Annotated in this window: 20 protein-coding genes and 1 pseudogene; 9 read left to right on the top strand and 12 right to left on the bottom strand. The window is 71.5% G+C overall.

Features of this window, described 5'->3' with window-relative positions:
• The first annotated feature begins 137 nt into the window (after nt 1-137).
• The 3 genes and pseudogenes from ACPT94_RS27125 (at nt 138) to ACPT94_RS27115 (ending at nt 2605) form a co-directional block, all read left to right on the top strand.
• On the top strand, nt 138-860 hold the full coding sequence (locus tag ACPT94_RS27125) for an FAD binding domain-containing protein (protein ID WP_360341400.1): 723 nt from the start codon (nt 138-140) through the stop codon (nt 858-860).
• 10 nt (nt 861-870) lie between these two features.
• A pseudogene (locus ACPT94_RS27120) lies at nt 871-1035 on the top strand (STM4011 family radical SAM protein); the annotation flags it as partial.
• A 28-nt stretch (nt 1036-1063) separates the two neighbouring features.
• Nucleotides 1064-2605 carry a CYTH and CHAD domain-containing protein gene (locus ACPT94_RS27115; protein ID WP_360341397.1) on the top strand — a complete coding sequence of 514 codons (1542 nt, stop codon included), beginning with the start codon at nt 1064-1066 and terminating at the stop codon, nt 2603-2605.
• Between the two features lie 129 nt (nt 2606-2734).
• Here ACPT94_RS27115 and ACPT94_RS27110 read toward each other — a convergent pair whose 3' ends face one another.
• From ACPT94_RS27110 to ACPT94_RS27090, 5 genes are all read right to left on the bottom strand, one after another.
• Entirely contained in the window at nt 2735-4768 is a 2034-nt protein-coding gene (locus tag ACPT94_RS27110) for an RICIN domain-containing protein (protein ID WP_425247037.1), read from the bottom strand.
• A gap of 125 nt (nt 4769-4893) precedes the next feature.
• On the bottom strand, nt 4894-6936 hold the full coding sequence (locus tag ACPT94_RS27105) for a beta-galactosidase (RefSeq protein ID WP_360341391.1): 2043 nt from the start codon (nt 6934-6936) through the stop codon (nt 4894-4896).
• Nucleotides 6937-7007: 71 nt separating this feature from the next.
• Nucleotides 7008-8345 (bottom strand): ABC transporter substrate-binding protein, encoded by a 1338-nt coding sequence (locus tag ACPT94_RS27100; protein ID WP_360341388.1) that lies wholly within the window; start codon nt 8343-8345, stop codon nt 7008-7010.
• An 89-nt stretch (nt 8346-8434) separates the two neighbouring features.
• Nucleotides 8435-9382: a carbohydrate ABC transporter permease gene (locus tag ACPT94_RS27095; RefSeq protein WP_425247036.1), complete on the bottom strand. Its 948-nt coding sequence runs from the start codon at nt 9380-9382 to the stop codon at nt 8435-8437.
• A 4-nt stretch (nt 9383-9386) separates the two neighbouring features.
• Nucleotides 9387-10313, bottom strand: coding sequence for a carbohydrate ABC transporter permease (locus ACPT94_RS27090; protein ID WP_360341382.1), 927 nt, complete (start codon nt 10311-10313; stop codon nt 9387-9389).
• Nucleotides 10314-10655: 342 nt separating this feature from the next.
• Between ACPT94_RS27090 and ACPT94_RS27085 the strand changes: the two genes are divergently transcribed.
• On the top strand, nt 10656-11648 hold the full coding sequence (locus ACPT94_RS27085; protein ID WP_360341676.1) for a LacI family DNA-binding transcriptional regulator: 993 nt from the start codon (nt 10656-10658) through the stop codon (nt 11646-11648).
• Between the two features lie 26 nt (nt 11649-11674).
• On the opposite strand, the gene ACPT94_RS27080 is transcribed toward ACPT94_RS27085, so the two are convergent.
• Nucleotides 11675-12346, bottom strand: coding sequence for a lysophospholipid acyltransferase family protein (locus tag ACPT94_RS27080; protein ID WP_360341379.1), 672 nt, complete (start codon nt 12344-12346; stop codon nt 11675-11677).
• 174 nt (nt 12347-12520) lie between these two features.
• On the opposite strand from ACPT94_RS27080, the gene ACPT94_RS27075 reads away from it, so the two are divergent.
• Nucleotides 12521-12697, top strand: coding sequence for a hypothetical protein (locus tag ACPT94_RS27075; RefSeq protein WP_189935927.1), 177 nt, complete (start codon nt 12521-12523; stop codon nt 12695-12697).
• 164 nt (nt 12698-12861) lie between these two features.
• Nucleotides 12862-14502 (top strand): phosphoglucomutase (alpha-D-glucose-1,6-bisphosphate-dependent), encoded by a 1641-nt coding sequence (gene pgm / locus ACPT94_RS27070; protein WP_425247035.1) that lies wholly within the window; start codon nt 12862-12864, stop codon nt 14500-14502.
• A gap of 25 nt (nt 14503-14527) precedes the next feature.
• On the opposite strand, the gene ACPT94_RS27065 is transcribed toward pgm, so the two are convergent.
• From ACPT94_RS27065 to ACPT94_RS27055, 3 genes are read right to left on the bottom strand one after another with little or no spacing between them, the layout of a single operon-like run.
• Nucleotides 14528-14800, bottom strand: a complete 273-nt coding sequence (locus ACPT94_RS27065; protein WP_425247034.1) for a DUF6510 family protein — start codon at nt 14798-14800, stop codon at nt 14528-14530.
• A gap of 20 nt (nt 14801-14820) precedes the next feature.
• The gene (locus ACPT94_RS27060; protein WP_425247033.1) at nt 14821-15564 is read right to left on the bottom strand and encodes an FAD-binding oxidoreductase; all 744 of its coding nucleotides are present in this window, start codon (nt 15562-15564) and stop codon (nt 14821-14823) included.
• Nucleotides 15534-16133, bottom strand: a complete 600-nt coding sequence (locus tag ACPT94_RS27055) for a sulfite oxidase-like oxidoreductase (RefSeq protein WP_360341366.1) — start codon at nt 16131-16133, stop codon at nt 15534-15536. Before ACPT94_RS27055 ends, ACPT94_RS27060 begins: the two co-directional genes overlap by 31 nt.
• A 507-nt stretch (nt 16134-16640) precedes the next feature.
• Here ACPT94_RS27055 and ACPT94_RS27050 point away from each other — a divergent pair.
• The 3 genes from ACPT94_RS27050 to ACPT94_RS27040 all read left to right on the top strand — a co-directional run bounded on the left by ACPT94_RS27050 (nt 16641) and on the right by ACPT94_RS27040 (nt 20375).
• Nucleotides 16641-17507 carry a PP2C family protein-serine/threonine phosphatase gene (locus ACPT94_RS27050; protein ID WP_425247032.1) on the top strand — a complete coding sequence of 289 codons (867 nt, stop codon included), beginning with the start codon at nt 16641-16643 and terminating at the stop codon, nt 17505-17507.
• A gap of 50 nt (nt 17508-17557) precedes the next feature.
• Entirely contained in the window at nt 17558-18577 is a 1020-nt protein-coding gene (locus ACPT94_RS27045) for an MASE1 domain-containing protein (protein WP_425247031.1), read from the top strand.
• A gap of 133 nt (nt 18578-18710) precedes the next feature.
• Nucleotides 18711-20375 (top strand): cellulase family glycosylhydrolase, encoded by a 1665-nt coding sequence (locus ACPT94_RS27040; protein WP_425247030.1) that lies wholly within the window; start codon nt 18711-18713, stop codon nt 20373-20375.
• Between the two features lie 116 nt (nt 20376-20491).
• On the opposite strand, the gene ACPT94_RS27035 is transcribed toward ACPT94_RS27040, so the two are convergent.
• From ACPT94_RS27035 to ACPT94_RS27025, 3 genes are all read right to left on the bottom strand, one after another.
• Nucleotides 20492-21088 carry a class F sortase gene (locus ACPT94_RS27035; protein WP_425247057.1) on the bottom strand — a complete coding sequence of 199 codons (597 nt, stop codon included), beginning with the start codon at nt 21086-21088 and terminating at the stop codon, nt 20492-20494.
• A 255-nt stretch (nt 21089-21343) separates the two neighbouring features.
• On the bottom strand, nt 21344-21835 hold the full coding sequence (locus ACPT94_RS27030; RefSeq protein ID WP_360332735.1) for a sortase: 492 nt from the start codon (nt 21833-21835) through the stop codon (nt 21344-21346).
• Nucleotides 21836-22371: 536 nt separating this feature from the next.
• Entirely contained in the window at nt 22372-22914 is a 543-nt protein-coding gene (locus tag ACPT94_RS27025) for a hypothetical protein (RefSeq protein WP_360332738.1), read from the bottom strand.
• Nucleotides 22915-23269 lie beyond the last annotated feature (355 nt).

Raw genomic sequence — 23269 nt, 5'->3', positions numbered from 1 at the left:
AGGAGGGGCGCACGGACGGCAGACGTGAGCCCTGGTTGCGCCCCCGCAAGCATGGGCAGAATTCGGTCTGTCCAGTGATCATCTGGCGGGGGGCCGCGTTCCTCACGCCAACAGCCAGGGAAGGCAGGTCGGTTGCCGTGTTGTTGCGTCTGCCCACCTCGATATCCGCCGTGCAGGAGTGTCTGGCCGAGGGTGCCGTACCGATCGGCGGGGCCAGCCTGGTGTGGGCGGCCTGGCAACGGGACGGATTCCCCGAACTGGCCGTGTCCCTGCGGGAGGTGCCCGAGGCCAACGTGATCGGGCCCGGGACGCTCGGCGCGGCCGTGGTGCTGCACCGGATCGACGAGCAGGCGCCTGAGGTGCTGCGCCGGGCCGCCGCCAGTGTGGGCACGGGCGCTGTGCGCCGGACGGCCACGGTCGGCGGCAACATCGTCGGCAGCACCCTGCGCTGCCTGCTGCCCGCCGCTCTCGTCCTCGACGCCCGGGCCACGGTGCTCGAACCCGACCGCGTCCACGAGACCGATCTCGCCGAGCTCATCGCGAAGCGCCCCCTGCTGCTCGGCCTCACCTGGCAGGAGCCCCTGGTCAGCGGCTACCGCAAGCTGCCCGCCGAAGCGGGCGGCCCGCCGCCCTTCGTGGTCGCCGTCGCCGTCCACGCCGACGGCGAGGGACGCAAGCTGCTGCGCGTGGCCGTCCGCGACGGCTACGAGGTACTCAGCGAGAGCACCTCCTGCGACGCCGGAACCGACCAGGTCCTCGACGCCCTGGAGCGGACCGACCTCGGCGCGCTCCACCCGGAGGCCCGGGACGCCGTCCGCCACCAGGTCACCGAGGTCCTCGACCGCCTCTCCGACGGCTGACACCCCACGCCCGCGGGCGGGGCCTCACCCCCACATCGGCTACGTCCACCTCGAGACGCTGCCCCTGTACGACGTCTTCGCGGGCGGCGTGCTGGAGCGCATCCCGGCCGCCGGTGCCGCGACGATGGCCGTTGACCTGCCGTATCCGGTGCGGACCGGCGTCGCGCAGGTTTGATTCCGCGCAGCCCGTCAACCGGACATACATGACCCAGTCGACACGGGAGACGGAACGCAAGTACCAAGTGCCGGCCTCGGGCGGCTTCCCGAGCCTCTCCGGCCTGACCGGCAGGAACAAGGGCAAGGGAGCCACACTCGTCGACGCGGGCGCCCACGACCTGGACGCGGTCTACTACGACACCGCCGACCTGCGGCTGACCCGCACCTCCGCGACCCTGCGCCGCCGCACGGGCGGCTCCGACGCGGGATGGCACCTCAAGCTGCCGCTGGCCGACGACACCCGCGAGGAGATCCGCGCGCCCCTGCAGGAGGAGATCCCCGACAGCCTGGGTGATCTGGCGCTCTCGCGAACCCGGGGCGCCCGCCTCGAGCCGGTCGTCCGCATCCGCTCCAGCCGGGCCGTCCGCGACCTCGTCGACGCCGACGGGGCCCTCCTCGCCGAGGTCGTCCTCGACCAGGTCCGCGCCGACTCCCTGCGCCCCGAGGGCGGCCACACGGCCTGGACGGAACTGGAGGTCGAACTCGCCGGCGACGCGGACCCCGCCCTGCTCAAGCGCGTCGACAAGGCGCTCGGCAAGGAGGGCTTCGTCCCGGCGACGGCCCCGTCCAAGCTGACCCGCGCCCTGAAGGAGACGACCCCCGACGCCGAGTCCGCACCGGACGGCCCCGCCGACGTGACCCCCGGCTCCGCGGGCGAGCACGTACTCGCCTACGTCTCGGAACAGGCCCGCGCCATCGTGGACCTCGACCCGGCCGTACGCCGCGACCTGCCCGACTCGGTGCACAGGATGAGAGTCGCCTGCCGGCGCCTGCGCAGCTGCCTGCGTTCCTACCGCTCACTCCTCGACCGCGAGGTCACCGACCCGGTCCGGGCGGACCTGAAGTGGCTCGGCGGCGAACTGGGCGCCGAGCGCGACCAGGAAGTGCTCATGGAGCGTCTGCACGAGGGGATGGAGGCGCTGCCCCGCGAACTGGTCCTCGGCCCCGCCGCCGCCCGCCTGCAGGCCTGGAACGCCACCCGGTCGGCACAGGCCCGCGAACGCTCCCTCGCCGCGCTCTCCTCACCCCGCTACATGGCCCTCCTGGAGTCGCTGAACCGGCTGACCACCCATCCGCCCCTGCGCCCGAAGGCCTCCCGGAAGCCGGCGAAGGCCCTGCCCCAGGCGATCCTGAAGGAGTACGACCGGCTGGCCGGCCGGGTCGAACGTGCCCGGCGCAAGCCCCCCGGCGCGGAGCGCGACGCCGCCCTCCACGAGGCCCGGAAGGCAGCCAAACGTCTCCGCTACGCCGGTGAGGCGGCCGTCCCCGCCCTCGGCAGGCCCGCGCGACGCCTGGCCAAGCGTGCCAAGGCCGTGCAGAAGGCGCTCGGCGACCACCACGACAGCGTCGTCGCCCGCGACACCCTGCGCCGCCAGGCGGTTGCCGCCCACGCCGCCGGTGAGCCCGGCTTCACCTGGGGCCTGCTGTACGGCCAGGAACAGGCCACCGCCGCCGAGCGGGAGCGGCAGCTCACCGAGCGGTGGGAGCGGGCCTCCGAGCCCCGGCTGCGCAAGGCGCTGCGCTCCTGACCGGCACCGGCACCGGCACCGAAAGACCGACACCGGAAGAGCGACACCGAAACGGGCACCGACACACCTCCGCCCGCACCGTGACGGACACGGTGCGGGCGGAGGACTGCGTGGCGCTGCCGGAGAGGGTCAGTCCTCGGGGGTCACGTCCGTGACCCTCCAGCGCTGGTTGGAACCGGAGTTGGGCTGCCACGTCGTGACGGCGGCCCCCTCGTTCGTGGCCTGGCCCCCTACCTCGAGGACGCGGCCGGTGGCGGCGTTCACCAGGGTCCAGGTGCCGTCACCGGTGGTCGACATGATCCACTCGGTGGCCGGGTCCCGCTCGCCCGTGTCGGGCTCCACCACGGGCACGTTGTCGCGGACGGCCAGGCGCTTGCCCTCAGCCGGGTTGGCGAACACGTACCGCTGGCGGGCACCGGTCTTGCCGTAGCGGGCGTCCAGCTGCCACTGCTGCGCGGTGGTGCCGTTGCCGGTGCCGATGACCAGGTTGGTGCCGTTCGCGGCGACGGTGACCGCCTTGCCGCTCTGGACGCCGGTCAGGGTGTAGGTGTGGCCCTTGCGGATCAGCGGGGCGTCCTTCGCGACGCCGGACACGCCCTTGATGGCGAAGGAGGTCACCGACTGGGCGGGCACGGTGAAGGTGGCCTGGCGGTCGGCGACCTTGATCGGCGCCTGCTTCTCGAGCTTGCCGTCGGCGCTGGTGACGACCGGGGTGACGGTCGCGTCGCGGCTGATCCTGCCGAACTTCGACAGGTCGATGGTGACCGTGCGGGCCTCGGTGGTGCTGTTGACGTGGACCAGCGAGGCGCCCTTGCCGTTCTTCGTCACCGCGGCCGCGCTGGAGGTGTCGTTCACCTTGATCAGCTTGTCGCCGGGCTTGATGAAGTGGGTGAAGTTGCGCGCGGTGTCGAACTTCGTGTTCGTGTAGATCGGGCAGGTCTGGAGCGTGTCCTTCGAGGTGCAGCTGAACGGGATCTGGATCTCGCCCCAGTTGCCGCCCTTGGCGGACTCGCCGCCCGGCTTCATGTTGTCGTAGTCCTCGACCGGCTGCCAGAACACCCAGGCCTTGGGCTCGAGTTCGCGCAGGTCGTTCACCATCTGCTGGGCCAGGCCGAGGCCGGGACGCATGTCGGTGAAGCTCTGCCCGTCGCCCCAGTCGCCCTCGACCTCGCTCATCCACAGCGGCTTGTCGGCGGCCTTGGCGAGGTCCCGCACGGTGGTGCGCTGCCCGGTGCCGTAGGTGTGGACGTTCATCTGGCCGACGAGGTCGCGCGAGGCCTGCGAGTAGGCGTTCCAGTTCGTCGAGAAGAGACCGGGGTTGGTCTCGTCCATCGCCGAGATCTCCGCCTTGACCTTCGCCTTCTTCAGCGCGGGCGCCAGGGCGGCGAGGACCTTCTGCTGGAGCTCGGGACCCATGTGGGCGCCCTCCTGACGGCCGCCGACCGGCTTGCCGTCCGCGCCGAGGCGGGTGCTCCAGTAGCCGGTGTTGGGCTCGTTGAACGGGTCGACGGTGTCGACCTTGATGCCCTCCGCCTTCTCCAGCCGTTTCGTCGCGCCCGCCATGTAGGCGGCGAAGTCGTCGACCGACTCGGTCTTCAGCTGGTCGGCGTTGGCGTTGAATCCGCCGGAGACGTAGCCGCTGACGGTCATGAACCAGGGCGGGGAGTTGCTGAACGTCTCCCAGTGGGTGATGTCGTCCTTGATGCGGTTGACCCACCAGCGCTGGGTGGCGTCGGCGTCCTTGTTCCAGTCGGCCGGGTCGTCGGCGCTCCACCAGTCGGTGTCCTCGCGGGTGGTCCCCGCCGGGGCCTTCCACCAGCCCTCGACCGCGCCACCGGCGCGCAGGTAGTCCTTGACGTCCGGGGCGTTGCCGCCGCCGATGTTGTAGCGGGCGATGTTGAGCGCCAGCCCGTCGTCGTCGAAGAGGAGCTTCGCCAGCTTCTCGCGTACCGCCGGCGGGTAGTCGCCGGTCGCGTTGGCGAACCAGACCAGGCTGGTGCCCCAGCCCTCGAACTTCTCCTGCTGGTAGGACGGGTCCGGCTGGACGGTGACGGAGGCGGCGGCCTCGGCCTGGGTGGGGACGCTGAGCAGAGCGGCCCCGGTGGCCAGGGCGGTCAGGGTGGCGGCCCCGAGGGACCGTCTGCTGCGGGTACGGCGTGCCATCTGTGCTCCCAACTGCGGTGCGGTCGCTGCGTGGGCCCCTCCCGCCGCCAGAGCGGGAGGGGATGGCCCTCGGCACAGTCGCGTGCCGTGCCGAGGAGTCGAGGGGGTGGGGGTGAGGGCGGGGGTCAGTCGGCCGGCCGGCGCAGGACGGCGACCTGCCTCGGCCCGAGGACGAGGGCGCCGTCGGCGTCCGCGCCGCCGACCAGGACCTCGCCGTCCAGGCCGGTCACCGGCACGGTGTCGTCGGTCCGGTTGACCACGAACAGGAAGCGGCCCGTCGCACCGCGCCGGACGGTCAGCTCGACGCGTCCGCGCAGGTGGGCCGGGAGTTCGCTCTGCACACCGGCCGGCTCCAGCAGCCGCGGCAGCAGCGAGGCGAGCCCGTCGACGCCGAGGCGCGTGGAGACGTAGGAGGCCGAACCGCCGCCCGTGGAACGCCGGGTGACGGCCGGGCGGCCGGCGTGCGCACCCGTGCGGTAGCGGGCCAGGACCTGTGTGTCGGCGTCGGTGACGGTGACCTGGTCGGTCCACAGGGTGCCCGTGGTGGCGTCGTCCAGCTCCACGCTCTCCCCGGCCAGGAGCGGCCCGAACTCCTCGACCCGGATGCCGAGCAGTTCGCGCAGGGCGCCCGGGTAGCCGCCGAGCCAGACGTGGTCGTTCTCGTCGACGACCCCGGAGAAGTACGTGGTGACGAGGTGGCCGCCCTGCTCCGCGTAGCGCGTCAGCTCCTTGGCGAGCTCGGCGGGGACCACGTGCAGCACGGGGGCGATCAGCATCCCGTAGCGGGCGAGGTCGGCGCGGGTGGTGACGAGATCGGCGCGGATGCCGAGGGCGAGGAGCGCCGAGTACCAGTCGAGCGCCTCCTGCCGGTAGTCGAGCAGGGAGGTGGGGTGGGAGTCCTGCTCACTGGCCCACCACGACTCCCAGTCGTAGAGGATGCCGACCCGGGCGGGTTCCCGCTCGGTGCCGGCGACCGGCGCGAGCGTCTTCAGGGTGGCGCCCAGCTCGGTCACCGCGCGGAAGACGTCGCTGTCCGCGCCGGCGTGCGGGACCATCGCCGAGTGGTACTTCTCGGCGCCGGCCGCCGACTGCCGCCACTGGAAGAAGCACACCGCGTCCGCGCCGTGCGCCACGTGCAGCAGCGAGTCGCGGGCCAGGTCGCCGGGCCGCTTCGCCACGTTGACGGGCTGCCAGTTGACCGCGCTCGTCGAGTGCTCCATCAGGAACCAGGGCCGGCCGCCCGCGATGCCGCTGACGAGGTTCGCCGAGAAGGACAGCTCGTCACGGTCCTGCGGGCCGGGGTGGACGTAGTGGTCGTTGGAGACGAAGTCGATCTCGTCGGCCCAGTCCGGGTAGTTCATGCCCTTGGTGCCGCCCATCACCATGAAGTTGGTGGTGACCGGCACGTCGGGCGTGAGCTCCCGGAGGATCTCCCGCTCCGCGCGCAGGTGTTCCTTCAGCGCGTCCGAGGAGAACCGCTTGAAGTCCAGCTGCTGGGTCGGGTTGGGGTGCGAGGCGGCGAGCCGCGGCGGCAGGATCTGCTCCCAGTCGCTGTAGCGCTGCGACCAGAAGGCCGTGCCCCAGGCGTGGTTGAGGGCGTCGAGTGTGCCGTAGCGGGCGCGCAGCCAGGCGCGGAAGGCGCGGGCCGCGTCGTCGGAGTAGTCGTAGATGTTGTGGCAGCCCAGCTCGTTGGAGACGTGCCAGGCCACCAGCGCCGGGTGGTCCTGGTAGCGGTTCGCCAGCTCCCGGACCAGACGCAGCGCGTGCTCGCGGAAGACGGGGGAGGTGGGCCGCCAGTGCTGCCGCGCCCCCGGCCACACCGTCTCGCCGTTCGCCGTCACCGGGAGGATCTCCGGGTGGGCGGTGGTGAGCCAGGGCGGCGGGGAGGCGGTCGCGGTGGCCAGGTCGACCCCGATGCCGCCCGCGTGCAGCAGATCCATGATCTCGTCGAGCCAGCCGAAGTCCCATGTGTCCGGGCCCGGTTGGATACGGGCCCAGGAGAAGATCCCCACGGACACGACGGTGACGCCGGCCTCGCGCATCAGCCGGACGTCCTCCTCCCACACGTCCCGGGGCCACTGCTCGGGGTTGTAGTCGGCACCGTAGGCCAGACGCGGGGCGGGGTCACCGTCCGCCCCGCGGCGGCGGGACTGGAGGGTGGAGATCATGGCGGTCCTTCCGAATGTGGTGCACGGGGGCGGCGCGGGTCGCCGCGCCGCCCGGCGTTCTTGCTTCCCGGCTACTTCTCGATCGTGAAGCCCTGCTCCTCGCCGTACTTGACCGAGGCGTCCTGCCAGGCCTTCAGGCCGTCCGCCAGCTTCGTGCCGGAGACGTAGGCCTTGCCGACGGTGTCGTTGAAGATCGAGTTGGCGTACTGCTGGAAGGGCAGGTACGACCAGTCGTCGGCGACGTTGGCGGCGGAGTCGGCGAAGATCTTGTTCGCCTCCTGCCCGCCGAAGTAGTCGAACTTGGTGCTCTGGAACTCGGTGGACTTGAGCTCCGCGGTGGTCGCCGGGAAAGCACCCTGCTTCACGCGGGTCTGTACACCGTCACCGGCGTTCGCGTACTCGACGAAGGCGTAGGCGAGTTCCTTGTTCTTGCCCAGCGCGGGCAGGGTCAGGGAGCTGCCGCCGTTCTCCGCGCTCGCCTTGTCGCCCTTGGTCCAGGCCGGCATCGGGGCCGCGCGCCAGTCACCCTTGGCGTTCGGGACACCGGTGACGAAGTTGGCGGGCATCCAGGCGCCGGTGGTCAGGGTGGCGATGGTGCCGTCGCCCAGGCCCTTGTACCAGTCGTCGGTCCAGCCGTTGATGGGGGCGAGGAGCTTCTCGTCAATGAGCTTCTGCCAGGTGTCGGTGTACTTCTTGGCGCCCGCGTCGGAGAAGTCGATCTTCACCTTGGTGCCGTCGACCTTGTAGGGACGCGAACCGGCCTGCCACAGCATGCTGGTGGTGAAGCCGGCGTCGCCGGCGTCGTTGGCGATGTAGACCTTGGGGTCGGCCTTGTGGAGCTTGCGGGCCGCTTCGACGTACTCGTCCCAGGTGGTCGGGACGGCGATCTTGTACTTGTCGAAGACCGTCTTGTTGTAGAACATCGCCATCGGGCCGGAGTCCATCGGCAGGCCGTAGACGGCCTTGCCCTCGCTCACGGCGTTCCACGGGCCCGGGGTGTACTTGGACGCCAGCTTGTCGGCGCCGAAGGGAGCCAGGTCGGTGAGGCCCTTGGTGAGCGAGTACTGGCTCACCGCGAAGTACTCGACCTGGGCGACGTCGGGCACGCCCTTCTCGGCCGATATCGCGTTCGACAGGGCGGTGTAGTGCTTGTCGCCGGACCGCTCGCTGACGAGGTTGATCTTGACCTTGGGGTACTTCTTCTCGAAGTCGGCGGCGACCGTCTTCAGCGTGGGCTCCCAGGCCCAGACCGTCACCGTGCCGCCCTTCTTCAGGGCCGCCTGGATGTCCGAGGCGGAGACCGCCTTCTGGTCGGAGCCGTCGTCCGAGTCGCCGCAGGCGGTGGCGCCCAGGGCGAGGGTCGACAGGAGGGCGATGCCGCGCAGCAGGCGGCTGGTCGTTCTGCGCATGGAGGTGCTTCCACTTCTTCGTGGGTGGGACAGGGTGAGGGTGTTGGTGCGCGACGTGCGGCTGACGGGGCGACCGGAGGGCCGCGGGCTCACTCCTTGACGCTTCCGGCGGCGAGACCCGACTGCCAGTACTTCTGCAGCAGCAGGAACGCGGCGATCAGCGGCAGGATGGTGAGCAGCGAACCGGTGATCACCAGGTTGAAGATCACGTCGCCGCCGATGGTCTCGGCCTGGGAGTTCCAGACGCTCAGGCCCAGGGTCAGGGGGTACCAGTCCGAGTCCTTGAGCATGATCAGCGGCAGGAAGTAGTTGTTCCAGGTGGCGACCGTGGTGAACAGCAGCACGGTCACGATGCCGGGGGCGAGCAGGGGCAGGGCGACCGTGAAGAAGGTGCGCGCCTCGCCGGCCCCGTCGATGCGGGCGGCCTCGAGGAGTTCGGTCGGAATCGCCTCGGTGGCGAAGACCCACATCAGGTAGAGGCCGAACGGCGAGACCAGCGAGGGGATGATCACTGCCCACGGGGTGTCGGTCAGGCCCATCTTGCTGAACATCAGGAAGGTGGGCACCGCCAGGGCCGTACCCGGGACGGCGACGGCGCCGATGACGACCGCGAAGATGCCGCGCTTGCCGGGGAAGTTGAACTTCGCGAGCGCGTAACCGCCCAGGATCGCCAGGAAGGTGGCACCGCCGGCGCCGAGCACCACGTACAGCAGGGTGTTCAGCAGCCAGCGCGAGAACACACCGTCGTCGTACGTGAACGTGTCACGGATGTTGTCCCACAGGGCGAAGTCGTCGCTGAACCACATGCCGTTCGAATCGGCCAGTCCCGCCTGGGTCTTGGTGGCGTTGATGGCCAGCCAGATCAGCGGCACCACGGTGTACAGGACGACCAGGGAGGTCAGCACGGTCAGCAGCACGCTGCGCCGGGGCTTGCCCGGAGTGTGCCGGCGCGGGCTCCGCAGTCGCGGCGCGTTCCCGGCGGGACCGGAGGCCTTGGCGGGCAGGGCGGGGGAGTCGGTGGTGAGAGGGCTGCTCATCGGGTCACGCTCCCTTGCGCATGCCGCGCAGCTGCACGACGTAGGCGATCACCATCGTGATCAGGCCCATGATGATGGCCACCGTCGCGGAGTAGTTGTGCTGCTGGCCGTTGAAGGACAGCGAGTACGTGTAGAAGTTCGGGGTGTAGTCGGTCGTGATGGCGTTGCGCGCCAGCGGCCGCAGGATGTTCGGCTCGTTGAAGAGCTGGAAGCTGCCGATGATCGAGAAGATCGTCGCGATGACGAGGGCGCCGCGGATCGCGGGCAGCTTGATCGCGGTGATCACGCGGAACTGTCCGGCGCCGTCGATCTCCGCCGCCTCGTACAGCGAGTGCGGGATGACGCGCAGCGCCGAGTAGAAGATCAGCATGTTGTAGCCGACGAACTCCCAGGTGACGATGTTGCCGATCGACGCCAGGACGAGGTCGGGCGAGAGCGGGTCGGGCATCGAGACGCCGAACGCCTCGTTGATGTCGCCCACCAGCCCGTACTTCGTGCCGTACATGAAGCCCCACATCAGGGTGGCGACCACAGCGGGCACCGCGTACGGCAGGAAGATCGTGATGCGGAAGAAGCCCTTGCCGTAGAGGCGCCCGCTGTCCAGGGCCAGCGCCACCAGCAGGGCGATGCCGAGCATGATCGGGACCTGGACGGCCAGGAAGAGCGACACCCGGCCGAGGGAGGCCCAGAACTGGTCGTCCTTCAGCGCCTGCGTGTAGTTGTCGAGGCCGACGAAGGTGGTGCCGCCGATGAGCTGGTCACGGAAGAGGCTGAGATAGATCGAATACGCGATCGGGGCCAGGAAGACCAGGGCGAACACGGCCACGAAGGGACCGATGAACCCCCACCCCGTCCAGGAGCGGCGGTCCCGTCTTGCCGGAGGGGGTGCCGGCCGCGGTTCGGCGGCCGCGGGCGGTTGCAGCGTCGTCATGTCGTTCCTTGCTCGTCCTGTCCCGGAACCGGCGGTGCCGCACCGGGGTGCCGTACCGCCACGATGTTTGCGCAAACATCAGCCGTCGCATCAGCCCGTCGAGCTGTTATGTTTACGTAAACATCTGATGGCGGCATGTCTACACTGCCCCGATAACCATGGTCAAGGGCCTCTGGGGAGACCGTGGAACCCGTGGTGAACGAAAGGTGGGGCTGACACGTGGAGATGGCTGAAAGAGCCCCGGTGAGCGGAGCCGGGGCGGCCGTGGAACCGGCCGAAGGAACAACCCGGCCCGGCGGCGCCGCACAACGCCCCCGGACCCGTGGCCGGGCCACCGCCTCGATGGCGGACGTGGCCCGCCTGGCGGGAGTCTCGTCGCAGACGGTCTCCCGTGTGTCCAACGGGTACGCCGGCGTGAACGAGGAGACCCGCCGGCAGGTGCTGGCCGCCATGAAGGAGCTGGGCTACCGGCCCAACAGCGCCGCCCGTGCCCTCAAGCGCGGGGAGTTCCGCACCATCGGCGTCATCACCTTCACCCTGTCCACGACCGGCAACGTGCGCACCCTGGAGGCGATCGCCACCTCCGCCGCCGCCGAGGGCTACGCGGTGACCCTGCTGCCGGTGGCCGTCCCCACCCAGGACGAGGTGCGCGGCGCCTTCTCCCGGCTGGAGGAGCTCGCGGTCGACGCGGTGATCGTCATCATGGAGGTGCATCTGCTGGACGCGGCGATCGTCAGACTCCCGCCGCACGTCCAGGTGGTGGTGGTCGACTCCGACGCCGGAAGCCACTACACGGTCGTCGACACCGACCAGGCGGGCGGCACCCGCACCGCCGTCCAGCACCTGCTCGACCTCGGCCATCCCACCGTCTGGCACCTCGGCGGCCCCGAGGACTCGTTCGCGGCCCAGCGCCGCGCGGACGCCTGGCGCGCCGCCCTCGTCGAGGCCGGCCGCACCCCACCACCCCTCGTCCGGGGCGACTGGTCGGCGGAGTCCGGCTACCACGCGGGCCTCGAGCTCGCGGCCCGCGAGGACTGCACCGCCGTCTTCGCCGCCAACGACCAGATGGCCCTGGGCCTGCTGCGCGCCCTCCACGAACGCGGCCGCCGCGTACCCGAGGACGTCAGCGTCATCGGCTTCGACGACATCCCCGAGGCGGGCTCCTTCCTGCCCCCGCTGACCACCCTCCATCAGGACTTCGCCGAGGTCGGCCGCCTCTGCGTCCAGGCCGTGCTGCGCAAGATGCGCGGCCACGACCCGGAACACGGGACGACGCTGGTGCCGACCCGCCTGGTGCTCCGCCAGAGCACGGCGCCGCCGCGAGGGGCACGCTGAGCGCGCCGCGGTGACGGCAGGGAGTGCTACTCCACGCGCTGCCGGTCCGCACCCCGTTCGCCCACCGCTCTCACCGCGGTGCGCCAGGCCGCCGTGACGGCGAGATGGGCGGCTGTCGTGCCGCTGTGGATCTCCGCGGGAAGACGCAGCGGCGCGCCGAGGTGGACGTGGCAGCGGGGGCGGCGGACGGGCGCCGTGAGGGTGCCTGCCAGTTGCTTCGCGGTGGAACCCGAGGCGATCCGCCGGGCGCCCGCGTGGCCCACCGGCACCACCAACGCCCCGGACGCCTGTGCGAGACGGGCCAGCCCGGTGCGGAACGGCTCGGGCGGAGCGCAGGCCGCGTCCTTGCGGTGCGGCAGCCCGCCCTCGCCGTAGAGCAGGACGTGCCGGCCGCCCGCGAGCGCCTCGGCGGCGGCGTCGAGGGCCTGCGCGGCGCGTGCCGTACGGCGGTGGACGGGGATGTACCCGGCGCGGGTCAGCGCCCGCCCGAGCAGCGGGACGCGCCACAGCCCCGCGGTCGCCAGGACCACCGGCTCCAGGTCGAACCGCCGCAGGGCGGCCATGACGACCGCCGGGTCGGCCATGGAGTCGTGGTTGGCCACGAAGATCGTCCCGGCGGGCAGGCGGAGCCTGATCTCGCTGGTGACGGTGAGCCGCCCGAAGAGCGGCGTCAGGGCGGTGGCGGCACGGCTGATCACGGCGAGGCCTCTCTGGGGGCGGCGATCGGGCCCTCAGTCTCCGTCGCGACGGGACGGCGGCGCCTGAGTACGGCTACTCAGTTCGGTGCGCCGCGGAGCAGTGTTCCCGGCCCGCTCGGGGGCATCCGGAGAACAACCACCCCGAACGACCCGACACCCGAAGGGACGGACACCGTGCTGGCCATCATCGCGGCAGTGGCGTTCTTCTTCGCCTTCCTGATCAACGCGGCGGAGATCTCGACCAACGACACCTTCACCTCCACCAACGTCATGCTCCTCGGCCTGACCCTGCTCGCCCTCCACGTCGCGGGCATCGGCAGTGGCTGGGGGGTCCGCGGCCGCAGACGCTGACCACGACCGGGGGAGTCCGCCCCGCGGCCACCGCCCGCCCCGGCCTCCGGACGGTGCGGCCGAGTCGTGTCGGACACCCCCGGCTCATACTCGCGAACCACCCTCCCCACAGGGAAAGATGGGGGCCGCAAGCCTTTGGCCAACCGATGTGGAGGAGCGGGCACATGCAGCACGAGCGAGCGGGTGGGCCGGCCGGCCCCGAGGACCTCGTCGACGTCGCCCGGCTGGTCACCGCGTACTACGCGCTGCACCCCGACCCGGCCGACCCGGCGCAGCGGGTGGCCTTCGGCACGTCAGGACATCGCGGTTCGTCCCTGAACACGGCGTTCAACGAGGACCACATCGCCGCCACCAGCCAGGCCATCTGCGAGTACCGCACAGCCCAGGGCACCGACGGCCCCCTCTTCCTCGGCGCCGACACCCACGCCCTGTCCGAGCCCGCCCGGGTCACCGCCCTGGAGGTGTTCGCCGCCAACGACGTCACCGTCCTCATCGACAACGCCGACGGCTACACGCCCACCCCGGCCGTCTCGCACGCCATCCTCACCCACAACCGCGGCCGCACCACGGGCCTCGCGGACGGCGTCGTCGTCACCCCCTCCCACAACCCGCCCGCCGACGGCGGCTTCAAGTACAACCCGCCCAGCGGCGGCCCCGCCGGCTCCGACGCCACCTCCTGGATCCAGGACCGCGCCAACGACATCATCGCCGCGGGCCTGAAGGACGTACGCCGCATCCCCTACGCCCAGGCGCTCGCCGCGCCCGGCACCGGCCGCTACGACTTCCTCGGCACGTATGTCGCCGACCTGCCGAGCGTGCTGGACCTGGACGCGATCCGGGCCGCCGGCGTCCGCATCGGCGCCGACCCGCTCGGCGGGGCGTCCGTCGCCTACTGGGGCCGGATCGCCGAGGAGCACCGGCTCGACCTGACCGTGGTCAACCCGCTCACCGACCCCACCTGGCGGTTCATGACGCTGGACTGGGACGGCAAGATCCGCATGGACTGCTCCTCGCCCTACGCGATGGCCTCCCTCATCGACCAGCGGGACCGCTTCCGGATCGCCACGGGCAACGACGCCGACGCCGACCGGCACGGCATCGTCACCCCGGACGCGGGCCTGATGAACCCCAACCACTACCTGGCGGCCGCCATCGCCTACCTGTACGCCCATCGCGAGCAGTGGCCGGACACCACCGGCATCGGCAAGACCCTGGTGTCGTCGTCCATGATCGACCGTGTCGCCGCCGACCTGGGCCGCCGGCTCGTGGAGGTGCCCGTCGGCTTCAAGTGGTTCGTGGACGGCCTGGTCGACGGCTCGCTCGGCTTCGGCGGCGAGGAGTCGGCCGGCGCGTCCTTCCTGCGCCGCGACGGCTCGGTGTGGACCACCGACAAGGACGGCATCATCCTGGCGCTGCTCGCCTCCGAGATCACCGCCGTCACCGGCAGGACGCCGTCGGAGCACTACGCCGCCCTGACCGCCCGCTTCGGCGCACCCGCCTACGCCCGCATCGACGCCCCCGCGACCCGCGAGGAGAAGGCGCTGCTCGCCAAGCTCTCGCCCGCCCAGGTCACCGCGGACACCCTCGCCGGGGAGGCGGTCACCGGCGTGCTCACGGAGGCCCCCGGCAACGCGGCGGCCATCGGCGGCATCAAGGTGACCACCGCCAACGCCTGGTTCGCCGCCCGCCCCTCGGGCACCGAGGACGTCTACAAGATCTACGCGGAGTCGTTCCAGGGCCCCGACCACCTCCGACAGGTGCAGGAGGAGGCCAAGGACGTGGTCATGGCGGCACTCGGCGGCTGACCCGGGCGGGACTTCGCAAGGACGCTCAGGCGACGGCGAACCGGAACGCGCCGTCGCCCCCGCCCATCGTCAGCCATACGTACCGCTCCTCGCGCACCAGCCGCAGCGCCACATGCGCACAGCCGGGGCAGCGGGCGGTGAGGCCGGGCTCGGGGCCGTAGACGTGCAGGTCGGCGAGCGGCCCCGAGCGGGCGCACTCCGGGCAGCGCCACCAGGCGGCGGTCGGTTCCACGGAGAGGATCTCCGAGAGCGGTCCGGCAAGGCAGTTGCCGTCGAGATGGGGGGCCGTGTCTGCCACGGGGTCCTCCAAGGTAGGGGTCAGCCGAAGCGTTCGGTGCGGATGGTCGCCGGATCCCGTCCGAGGCCGGTCAGCAGATCGCCGACCGTCTCGACGAAGGCGGTGGGGCCACAGACGTAGACGGGGCTCGACGGCAGCAGCCGGGCCGCAGCGTCCGCGAGGTCGGTGGCCGTGACGCGGCCCGGGGCACGGGCGGTGCCCGGCGGGGAGGCGCGGGTGTACACGACCCGGACGTCGAGATCGGGCAGCCCGTCGGTGAGTTCCTCGCGGTACCAGACGTCGTCGGCGCTGCGCACCGAGTACAGCAGGTGGAAGGCGCCGCGCGCGCGGGACTGCCGGTGGGCCCGCACCATCGCCGCCAGCGGGACGACCCCGGAACCGCCCGCGACCAGCAGCACCGGCTCGGTCCGCCCGGGCCGCCACACGAACCAGTTCCCGAGCGGCCCCCGCACCTCCACCTCCGCCCCGACCGGCAGCCCGTCGGCGAGATACGGCGAGACCTCCCCGTCGGGCACGGCCTGCACGCCCAGCTCGATCCGGTGTCCGTCGGCGGGCGCGGCCAGGGAGTAGCTGCGGACGGCCTGATAGCCGTCGTCGGCGGTCAGGCGCACGTCGACGTGCTGGCCGGGCAGATGGCCGGGCCAGCCGGGGACGGTGAAGACCAGGGAGCGGGCGGTGGCGTTCTGCGGGTGGCGCTCCAGGAGCCGTGCCCGGCGCCAGACGACGGCCACGCTCAGTCGCCCCAGTTGCGCTGCTCGCGCCACGGGTCGCCGTAGTTGTGGTAGCCGACGCTCTCCCAGAAACCGGGCTCGTCCTCGTGCACGAGCTGGATCCCGCGCACCCATTTGGCCGACTTCCAGAAGTAGAGGTGGGGCACGAGCAGCCGGGCCGGGCCGCCGTGCTCCGGCGACAGCGGTTCGCCGTCGTACGTGTGGACGATCCAGGCCTGTCCGTCGAGGAGGTCCTCCAGCGGCAGGTTGGTGGTGTAGCCGCCGTAGCTGCTGACGACGGCGTGGTCCGCGGCCGTCTCCACGTCCTCGAAGAACGCGTCGAGGGGCACGCCCCGCCACCGGGTGTCGAACTTCGACCAGCGGGTGACGCAGTGGATGTCCTGCACCGTCTCCCGCTGCGGCAGGGCCATCATCTGCTCCCAGGTCCACGAGTGACTCTCGCCGACCTCCGTGGTCACGGTGAACCGCCAGTAGTCGACGAGGATCTTCGGCGTGGGGCCCGCGGACAGCACGGGGAAGGACTCGGTCGGGTACTGGCCGGGCGGCAGTTTGTCGGCCGTCCGCCGGGGGCGGCCCTGGAAGCCGGGGGAGAGGGAGTTCACGGTGTCATCTCCTGAGCACGTCCGCCGGGAGGCGTCGCGGTTCGGTAGTTCAGTGTGGGGCGGCGAAGGCCCCTTCACCACCCGGGCCCCGGCTCGTCCGCGAGGCTAGTGCCGCGACAGGCAACGTTCGCCCCGTCGCGACGCCCGGCACGCCCTCTCGCCGCACCGGCCGAAAGCCCGAGTACATCCAGTACGAGGGCTTCCGGCCGGCACACCGAGAGCACGCTCCCCCACCCTCGAACCGGCTTCGCACGGCTCGGGCGGGAGGTACCCCCACGACCCCGCTCCTCAACGGGCAAACGTTGCCTGCCGCGGCACTAGGCAGGCCACAAGGACGCGGGTTGCCCCTGCGTGCACGACCCCTGATCCGTGGACGCACGGCTGCACCGCCAGGTGCCCCGTCTCTCCGCCCGCACCGTCCGACCTCACGACTGGGTCGCTATCATCCTCTAAACGTAAAATGTGACGTTCGCCCCGAAGGGGTTACCGTCCTCCCCGGAGTGATCCATGTCCCGCAAGCGCCCCACGGACGACGGCGACGAGCTGCTGGCCAGACTCGGCTCGCTCACCGCCCAGGCGCGCGAACGCGCGGAACTGCAACGCTCCCGGGTCGAGCTGGCCATCGCCCTGCAGCGCGGCATGCTCCCCAGGGACCTCCCCACGGCCCGCGGATACCACCTGGCCGTCCAGTACGCGCCCGCCTGCCACGGCCTCAACGTGGGCGGCGACTGGTACGACGCCTTCACGATGCCCGACGGCCGCATCGGCCTGTCCGTCGGTGACGTCCAGGGGCACAACATCGAGGCCACCGCCTTCATGGGCCAGGTCCGCGTCGGCCTGCGCGCCCTCGCCTCCGTCACCGGCGAACCGGGCGAACTCCTCGCCCGGACCAACGATCTGCTGCTGTCCCTGGGCAGTGACCTCTTCGCCACGTGCACCTTCATGCGCCTCGACCCGGTCACCGGCGTCCTGGAGAGCGCCCGGGCCGGCCACATCCCCTGTGTCTGGGCCACCGCGGACGGCAAGTGCGGCGTCGCCGAGGACGAGGGCGGACCGCCCCTCGGGGTCCAGGAGGGGACGCGGTACCCCGTCACCCGCTACCGGCTCACCAAGGGCGGGGTGATCGTCCTGCTCACCGACGGCGTCGTGGAAGGACCCTCCATGAGCGTCGAGGAGGGCCTCGAGAGGGTCGCACGGCTCGCGGGCGGCGCCGCCGTCGCGGGGATGGAGGCCGGCTCGCTCGCCGCCGCCGTGATCAAGGGTGCCGAACGCGTCGGACACGAGGACGACGCGGCCGTCCTCGTCGTGGGACACGACGGGATCCCCTGGAGTGACGGGTTCCCGGCGGAGTACGGGCGCCAGCTTCAGCCATAGGGCCGGGTGCCACGCCTCTCACCTCGCCGCCGGCGCCGTCCGGGTGTCTCATGGCTGCTGTGGTGGGTACCAGACATCTGCGCCGTCCGGCCGTCCTCGCCGCCGAGACGGTGGCTGTCGCCCTCTGCTACTACGGGGCCGGGCGGCTGGGCCTCATGCGCGAACTCGTCGTCGAAGGCGCGATCTTCACCCCCATCTGGCCGCCCTCGGGCGTAGCCGTCGCCTGTCTGCTGATCTTCGGGCTGCGGTCCGCGGCGGGCATCGCCCTCGGGGCGCTCCTCGTCATCCTGTCGCTCACCACGTTCCGGCCGAGCGTGCTCGGCAGCCTGGCGGGCAACACGGCCGCCCCCGTCTGCGCGTACCTCATGCTGCGTAGGGTGGGTTTCCGCAACGACCTCTCCCGATTGCGGGACGGTCTCGCCCTCGTCTTCCTGGGCGCCCTGACCGCCATGCTGCTCAGCTCCACCATCGGCGTCGGCCTCCTCGTCGGCATCGGCAAGCTGGCCGCGGACAGTTTCTGGCCCGTATGGCTGGCCTGGTGGGTCGGTGACGCGATGGGCGTCCTGCTCGTCACCCCCGTCCTGCTGCTCCTGCGCACCCTGCGCCGCCCCCTGCCCCTGGCCCGCTGGAAGGAGGCCACCGGCCTGGCGCTCAGCACCCTCGGCATCGTCCCCCTGGCCACCCACAGCTCCGTCAGCCTGCTCTTCCTCGTCTACCCCCTGCTGGTCTGGGCGGCCCTGCGCTTCCGGCTCGCGGGCAGCATGCTGTGCGCCCTGTTCACCTCCGTCCTGGCCACCCTCGCGGCCACGGACGAGGTCGGCCCCTTCGCCGAGCTGACCCGCGTCGAAATCATGATCAAGCTCCAGGCCTTCAACGGGACGATGGCCCTGACCGCCCTGCTCCTCTCGGCCGTCATCACCGAACAGCGCAACACCAGACGCTCGGTGGAACTCGCCTGCCAGGAACTGGCCGAGGTCCTCGAACACCTCGCCGCGGGGGAGTCTCCGCCCGGACGGCCCGTGAAGGACACCGACGGCCCTCCCCCGCAGGGCAACCAGAGGAGCCCCTGACCCGCCGACGCCACGGACACCACCTCGGTCGTGCGCGACGACTTGACGTGTACTTGGCATGGTGGCTTCATGGGAGCGCTCCCACCCTCCCTTTCCGATGCCGAGTCTCTGGCGCTCACTCCCTGGAGTCGCAGTGAGAAGAGCACGAAGCACGACACGACAAAGGTTCCTGCCCGCCCTGGCCACCCTGTTCGGACTCGCCCTGGTCGCCGGTCTCTTCGCCCCGGCCGCCGCCCAGGCCGCCCCGTCACCGCGCGCCCTCGCCACCGGCCTCCACATCGGCGACGGCCGCCTCCTCGAGGGCAACGGCAACGATTTCGTCATGCGGGGCGTCAACCACGCCCACACCTGGTACCCGGGCGAGACCCAGTCGCTGGCCGACGTCAAGGCGCTCGGCGCCAACACCGTCCGCGTCGTCCTCTCCGACGGCCACCGCTGGGCGAAGAACAGCCCCCAGGACGTCGCCGACGTCATCGCCCAGTGCAAGGCCAACCGCCTCATCTGCGTGCTGGAGGTCCACGACACCACCGGCTACGGCGAGGAGGCGGCCGCGGGCACCCTCGACCATGCCGCCGACTACTGGATCGGCCTGAAGGACGTCCTGGCCGGCGAGGAGAACTACGTCATCGTCAACATCGGCAACGAGCCCTGGGGCAACACCGATCCACAGGGCTGGACCGCCCCGACGATCGCCGCGGTCAAGAAGCTGCGCAACGCCGGCCTCCAGCACACGATCATGGTGGACGCCCCGAACTGGGGCCAGGACTGGCAGGGCGTCATGCGCGCCAACGCGCAGTCCGTCCACAGCGCCGACCCCACCGGCAACCTGATCTTCTCCATCCACATGTACAGCGTCTTCGACACGGCCCAGGAGATCACCGACTACCTGAACGCCTTCGTCACCGCGAAACTGCCCCTCGTCATCGGCGAGTTCGGCGGGCCCGCCGACCAGTGGGGCGACCCGGACGAGGACACCATGATGGCCGCCGCCCAGCAACTGCGCCTCGGCTACCTGGCCTGGTCCTGGAGCGGCAACACCGACCCCGTCCTCGACCTGTCGATCGGCTTCGACCCCACACGCCTCAGCTCGTGGGGCCAGCGCATCTTCAACGGCGCCAACGGCATCGCCCAGACCGCCAAGGAGGCCACCGTCTACGGCGGCGGCAGCCCCGGCGACACCCAGGCCCCGACGGCGCCCGGCGCCCCGACCGCCTCCGCCGTGACGTCCACCTCCGCCACCCTGACCTGGACCGCGGCCACCGACAACGTCGGCGTGGCCGGCTACGACATCGTCCGCGTCAGCGGCGGCACCGAGACCAAGGTCGCCGCCTCCACCACGAACACCGTGGCCCTGACCGGCCTCACCGCCGACACCGCGTACACCTTCGCCGTCTACGCCCGTGACGCCGCCGGGAACCGCTCACCCCGCTCGGCCACGGTCGGCGTCACCACCGACAAGGGCGGCGGCACACCGGGCGCGTCCTGCTCCGTCGGCTACCGGGTCGTGGGCGAGTGGCCGGGCGGCTTCCAGGGCGAGATCGCCCTGCGCAACACCGGTACCGCACCGGTCAACGGCTGGACGCTCGCCTTCTCCTTCGCCGACGGCCAGACGATCAGCAACATGTGGGGCGGGACTCCCAGCCAGAACGGCGGCGCGGTCTCCGTCACCCCGGCCTCCTACACGTCGACGATCCCGGCGGGCGGCTCGGTCACGCTGGGCTTCATCGCCGCCAAGGGCGCCACGAACACCGCGCCCGCCGCGTTCACCCTCAACGGAACGGCCTGCGCCGTCTCCTGACCGCCCGAGTCCGCTGACCGGCGAGACCACCCGGCCTTCGCCGGTCAGCAGGTCCCTGACCACGGGCGCCGGAGCGCCGGACCAGCACCCGTCGCCAGAACGCCACCCGAGCCGCCCTACTCCGCCAGGGAGCGGCCGGCCGGCTGTCTCACCGCCGTGAGCGTCGCGAAGACGACGACGTTGCCCTGGTAACCGTCGTTCTTGACGTAACCGCCGCCGCAGGTGATGACCCGCAGCTCGGGCAGGCCGGAGCTGCCGTAGACCTTCTCGTCGGGGAATCTCTGCTTGGGGTAGACCTCCACGGCGTAGACGGTGAACACGGCCGTGCGCCCGTCCGCCCGGCGGATCTCGATCCTGTTGCCCTTGGTCACGGCGCCGAGGTCGTAGAAGACGCCGGGGCTGCCGGTGGGCATGTCCACATGCCCCGTGACGAGGGCTGTCCCCGCCGAGCCCGGTGTCGTGCCCTCGCTGTACCAGCCGGCGAGGCTGGGGTTGTCGGCGGGCGGGGGCCGCAGCGCCCCCGTCGCGTCGAGGCCCAGCCTGGTGAGGGGGGCGTTCACGCGGATGGCGGGGATCCGCAGCGAGACCGGCTCCGCGGGAGGCAGTGGCTGGACGCCGAGGCGTGGGGTCGAGGCGGTGTGGCTGGGCGTGGGGCCTGCCGGGGCGGAGAAGGACTGGCCGGTCGACGGCTGCGGTGGCCGGCCGTCGTGCATCGCGCCGATGACCAGCAGCGCGCCTGTGACGAGTGCCAAGGTCAGCTGCTTGACCGATGGGGTGAACAAGGGGGGTGGTGGGGGAGCGCTCGTCCTGTGCCCGGGTTCCATCGCGGTTGAGCCTCCGGTGTGAGCGGAGGTTGAGCCTCCGGTGTGAGCGGAGGTTGAGCCTCCGGTGTGAGCGGAGTGAGAAGCGTCCTCGCGGCCCCCGGGGTGCCTGCGGTGCCGGGGGCCGGTGCGGCGGGAGCCGGGCGGTCAGGTCCGATGGCCGTTCGAGCGGTGGCGCATCCGCACCAGCCACCCGGCGCCGGCCGCGGCGATCAGCACACTGCCCAGAACAAGCTGCGTATTCGAGTCCGAGGCGTCTCCGAAGCCGGCCTCGACGGCGCCGTTCGGCCGGTGGTCGCTGATCTCGTACGTATCCGTGATCTTGATCCGTGGTGGGCACTTGACGGTGATCGTGTCGGTGCGGTCCTCGATCCCTTCCGGGACCGTGAACCGGCCCTTGAGCTCGCCCTTGTGGTCGCCCTCGAAGAGGTGGAACTTCCCTCCGGCCTCCGACTCGCCCTTGCCGTAGGTCACGTCCGCGCCACAGGCGGTGGTGCGGACGGTGACCGTGGAGCCCGGGGAGGCCTTCCCCGGATAGATGTCGACACCCGAGTCACCGGCGGCGACAGCGGCCGGGCCCTGCAGAGCCAGGACGCCGATGATCAGGCCCATACCCACGCCCATACATGTGTTTCGCAAGAGAATCCTCCAACGGAGCAGTGTCCGGCCTGTCTGCGCGGCGCCTCTGTGGTGCTCCACTGACGAGGCAACCGACACCCCGTCACCTCCGCAACATGACGCACCGGCACATGCGTCACCCGGGCAGCCGCAATGACCGCTTCCGCACGAACATTCACGCAGGTCGCGGGAGCGGAGACGGACGCGGCGGAGGGAATCGCCGAAGGACAGCGAATGGGCTAACGAGCCCACGGGAAGTGGAAAGTGACACCTCGACAGACACGGGCGGCGCGGTGGAAGCGGAGGCGGGCAGGGCGGGCCCACGACCGCGGCCGGCGAGGTGCGTGCGGGCACGGCTCTCCACGCTCCCGGCCCGGCCGGCCACCCCTCGTGGTCGCCGCGGAGCCGGCCGCGCCACGCCGACACCGCGATGTCCCGCAAGAAAGGACTGACGAGCCGTCACGCACGGCACCGAGACCTCGGCGTCCGGCGGACGGGGGCGCGGTTCCTTTCGCGCCGCGGCTCGCCTTCAGCCGCCTCGGACGGCGTGTCGTCGCTCATCCGGACTCCTCCTGCCGATCCGGACGGTCGGCGGTCGCCCCGAAGGCCTTCCCGGTCTGCTCCGTGTGCAGGCGCTCCAGGGTGCGCAGCTGATCGTGGGCGCGTTCCAGCAGGCCGTCGAGCTCGCCGGCGTCCAGCCGCCCGTCCTCGGGGGCCAGGCGGCGCAGCGCCTCCCAGACGCCGGCCTTGCCCGTCACGCCGGTGCGCAGCAGCTCCAGCTCCACCAGCGGGGTGAGCGGGGAGCGGCGGACCAGACGGCCGTTGCTCTTGAGCCGGCCCGCCTTCTCGGCGAGGTGGCCCGCGACGACCTTGTACCGGCGTACGGGGATGTCGAGCCGTCGCATGATCTCCAGGAGGCTCGCCCGGTCCTGGGCGATCTGACCGGCCAACAGGCGTACGGCCGTCCCGAGCGCCGAGTCCTGCTCCGACTCGGCCAGGAAGCGGGCGCGCTCGACGCCCGTGGTGGCGCCGGCGAGGTGGTCGTTGAGGTAGATGGCGAGCAGGTCGGCACGGATGCCCTGCGTTTCCAAGGTGTGCATCGGGCTGTCCTCTCGTGGGCCGGAGCGGCGGCCGGGCCCTGTCGGCCGACGGCCACCGGATGTCTGACACCGGCCGAGTGATCCCGCATGGCTCCGCCACACCTCCCACGCCCAGTGACGCTCCCGACGTGTCCCGCACGTCGTCCGCCCGTACGGGCGCCCCACCTCGGAAGCGACCGCGCGCCCCCGACCGCGCGCCCCCGCCCCTCTTCCGACCTGCCACCATCTCTTTGATCAATCTCGCCGCACGGGGTTGTCCTGACATGAGACCCGCGCCTAGGGTCGGTGGTGCGCAAGCGCTTTCTGGGCGTGCTGCCCCGCGCTCGGCCAAGCATGGCCATCACCCCCACTGGCC

It is taken from the genome of Streptomyces aurantiaciflavus, assembly GCF_049808595.1.
Taxonomy (GTDB): Bacteria; Actinomycetota; Actinomycetes; order Streptomycetales; family Streptomycetaceae; genus Streptomyces.
This window is presented reverse-complemented; position numbering and strand designations above follow the sequence as displayed.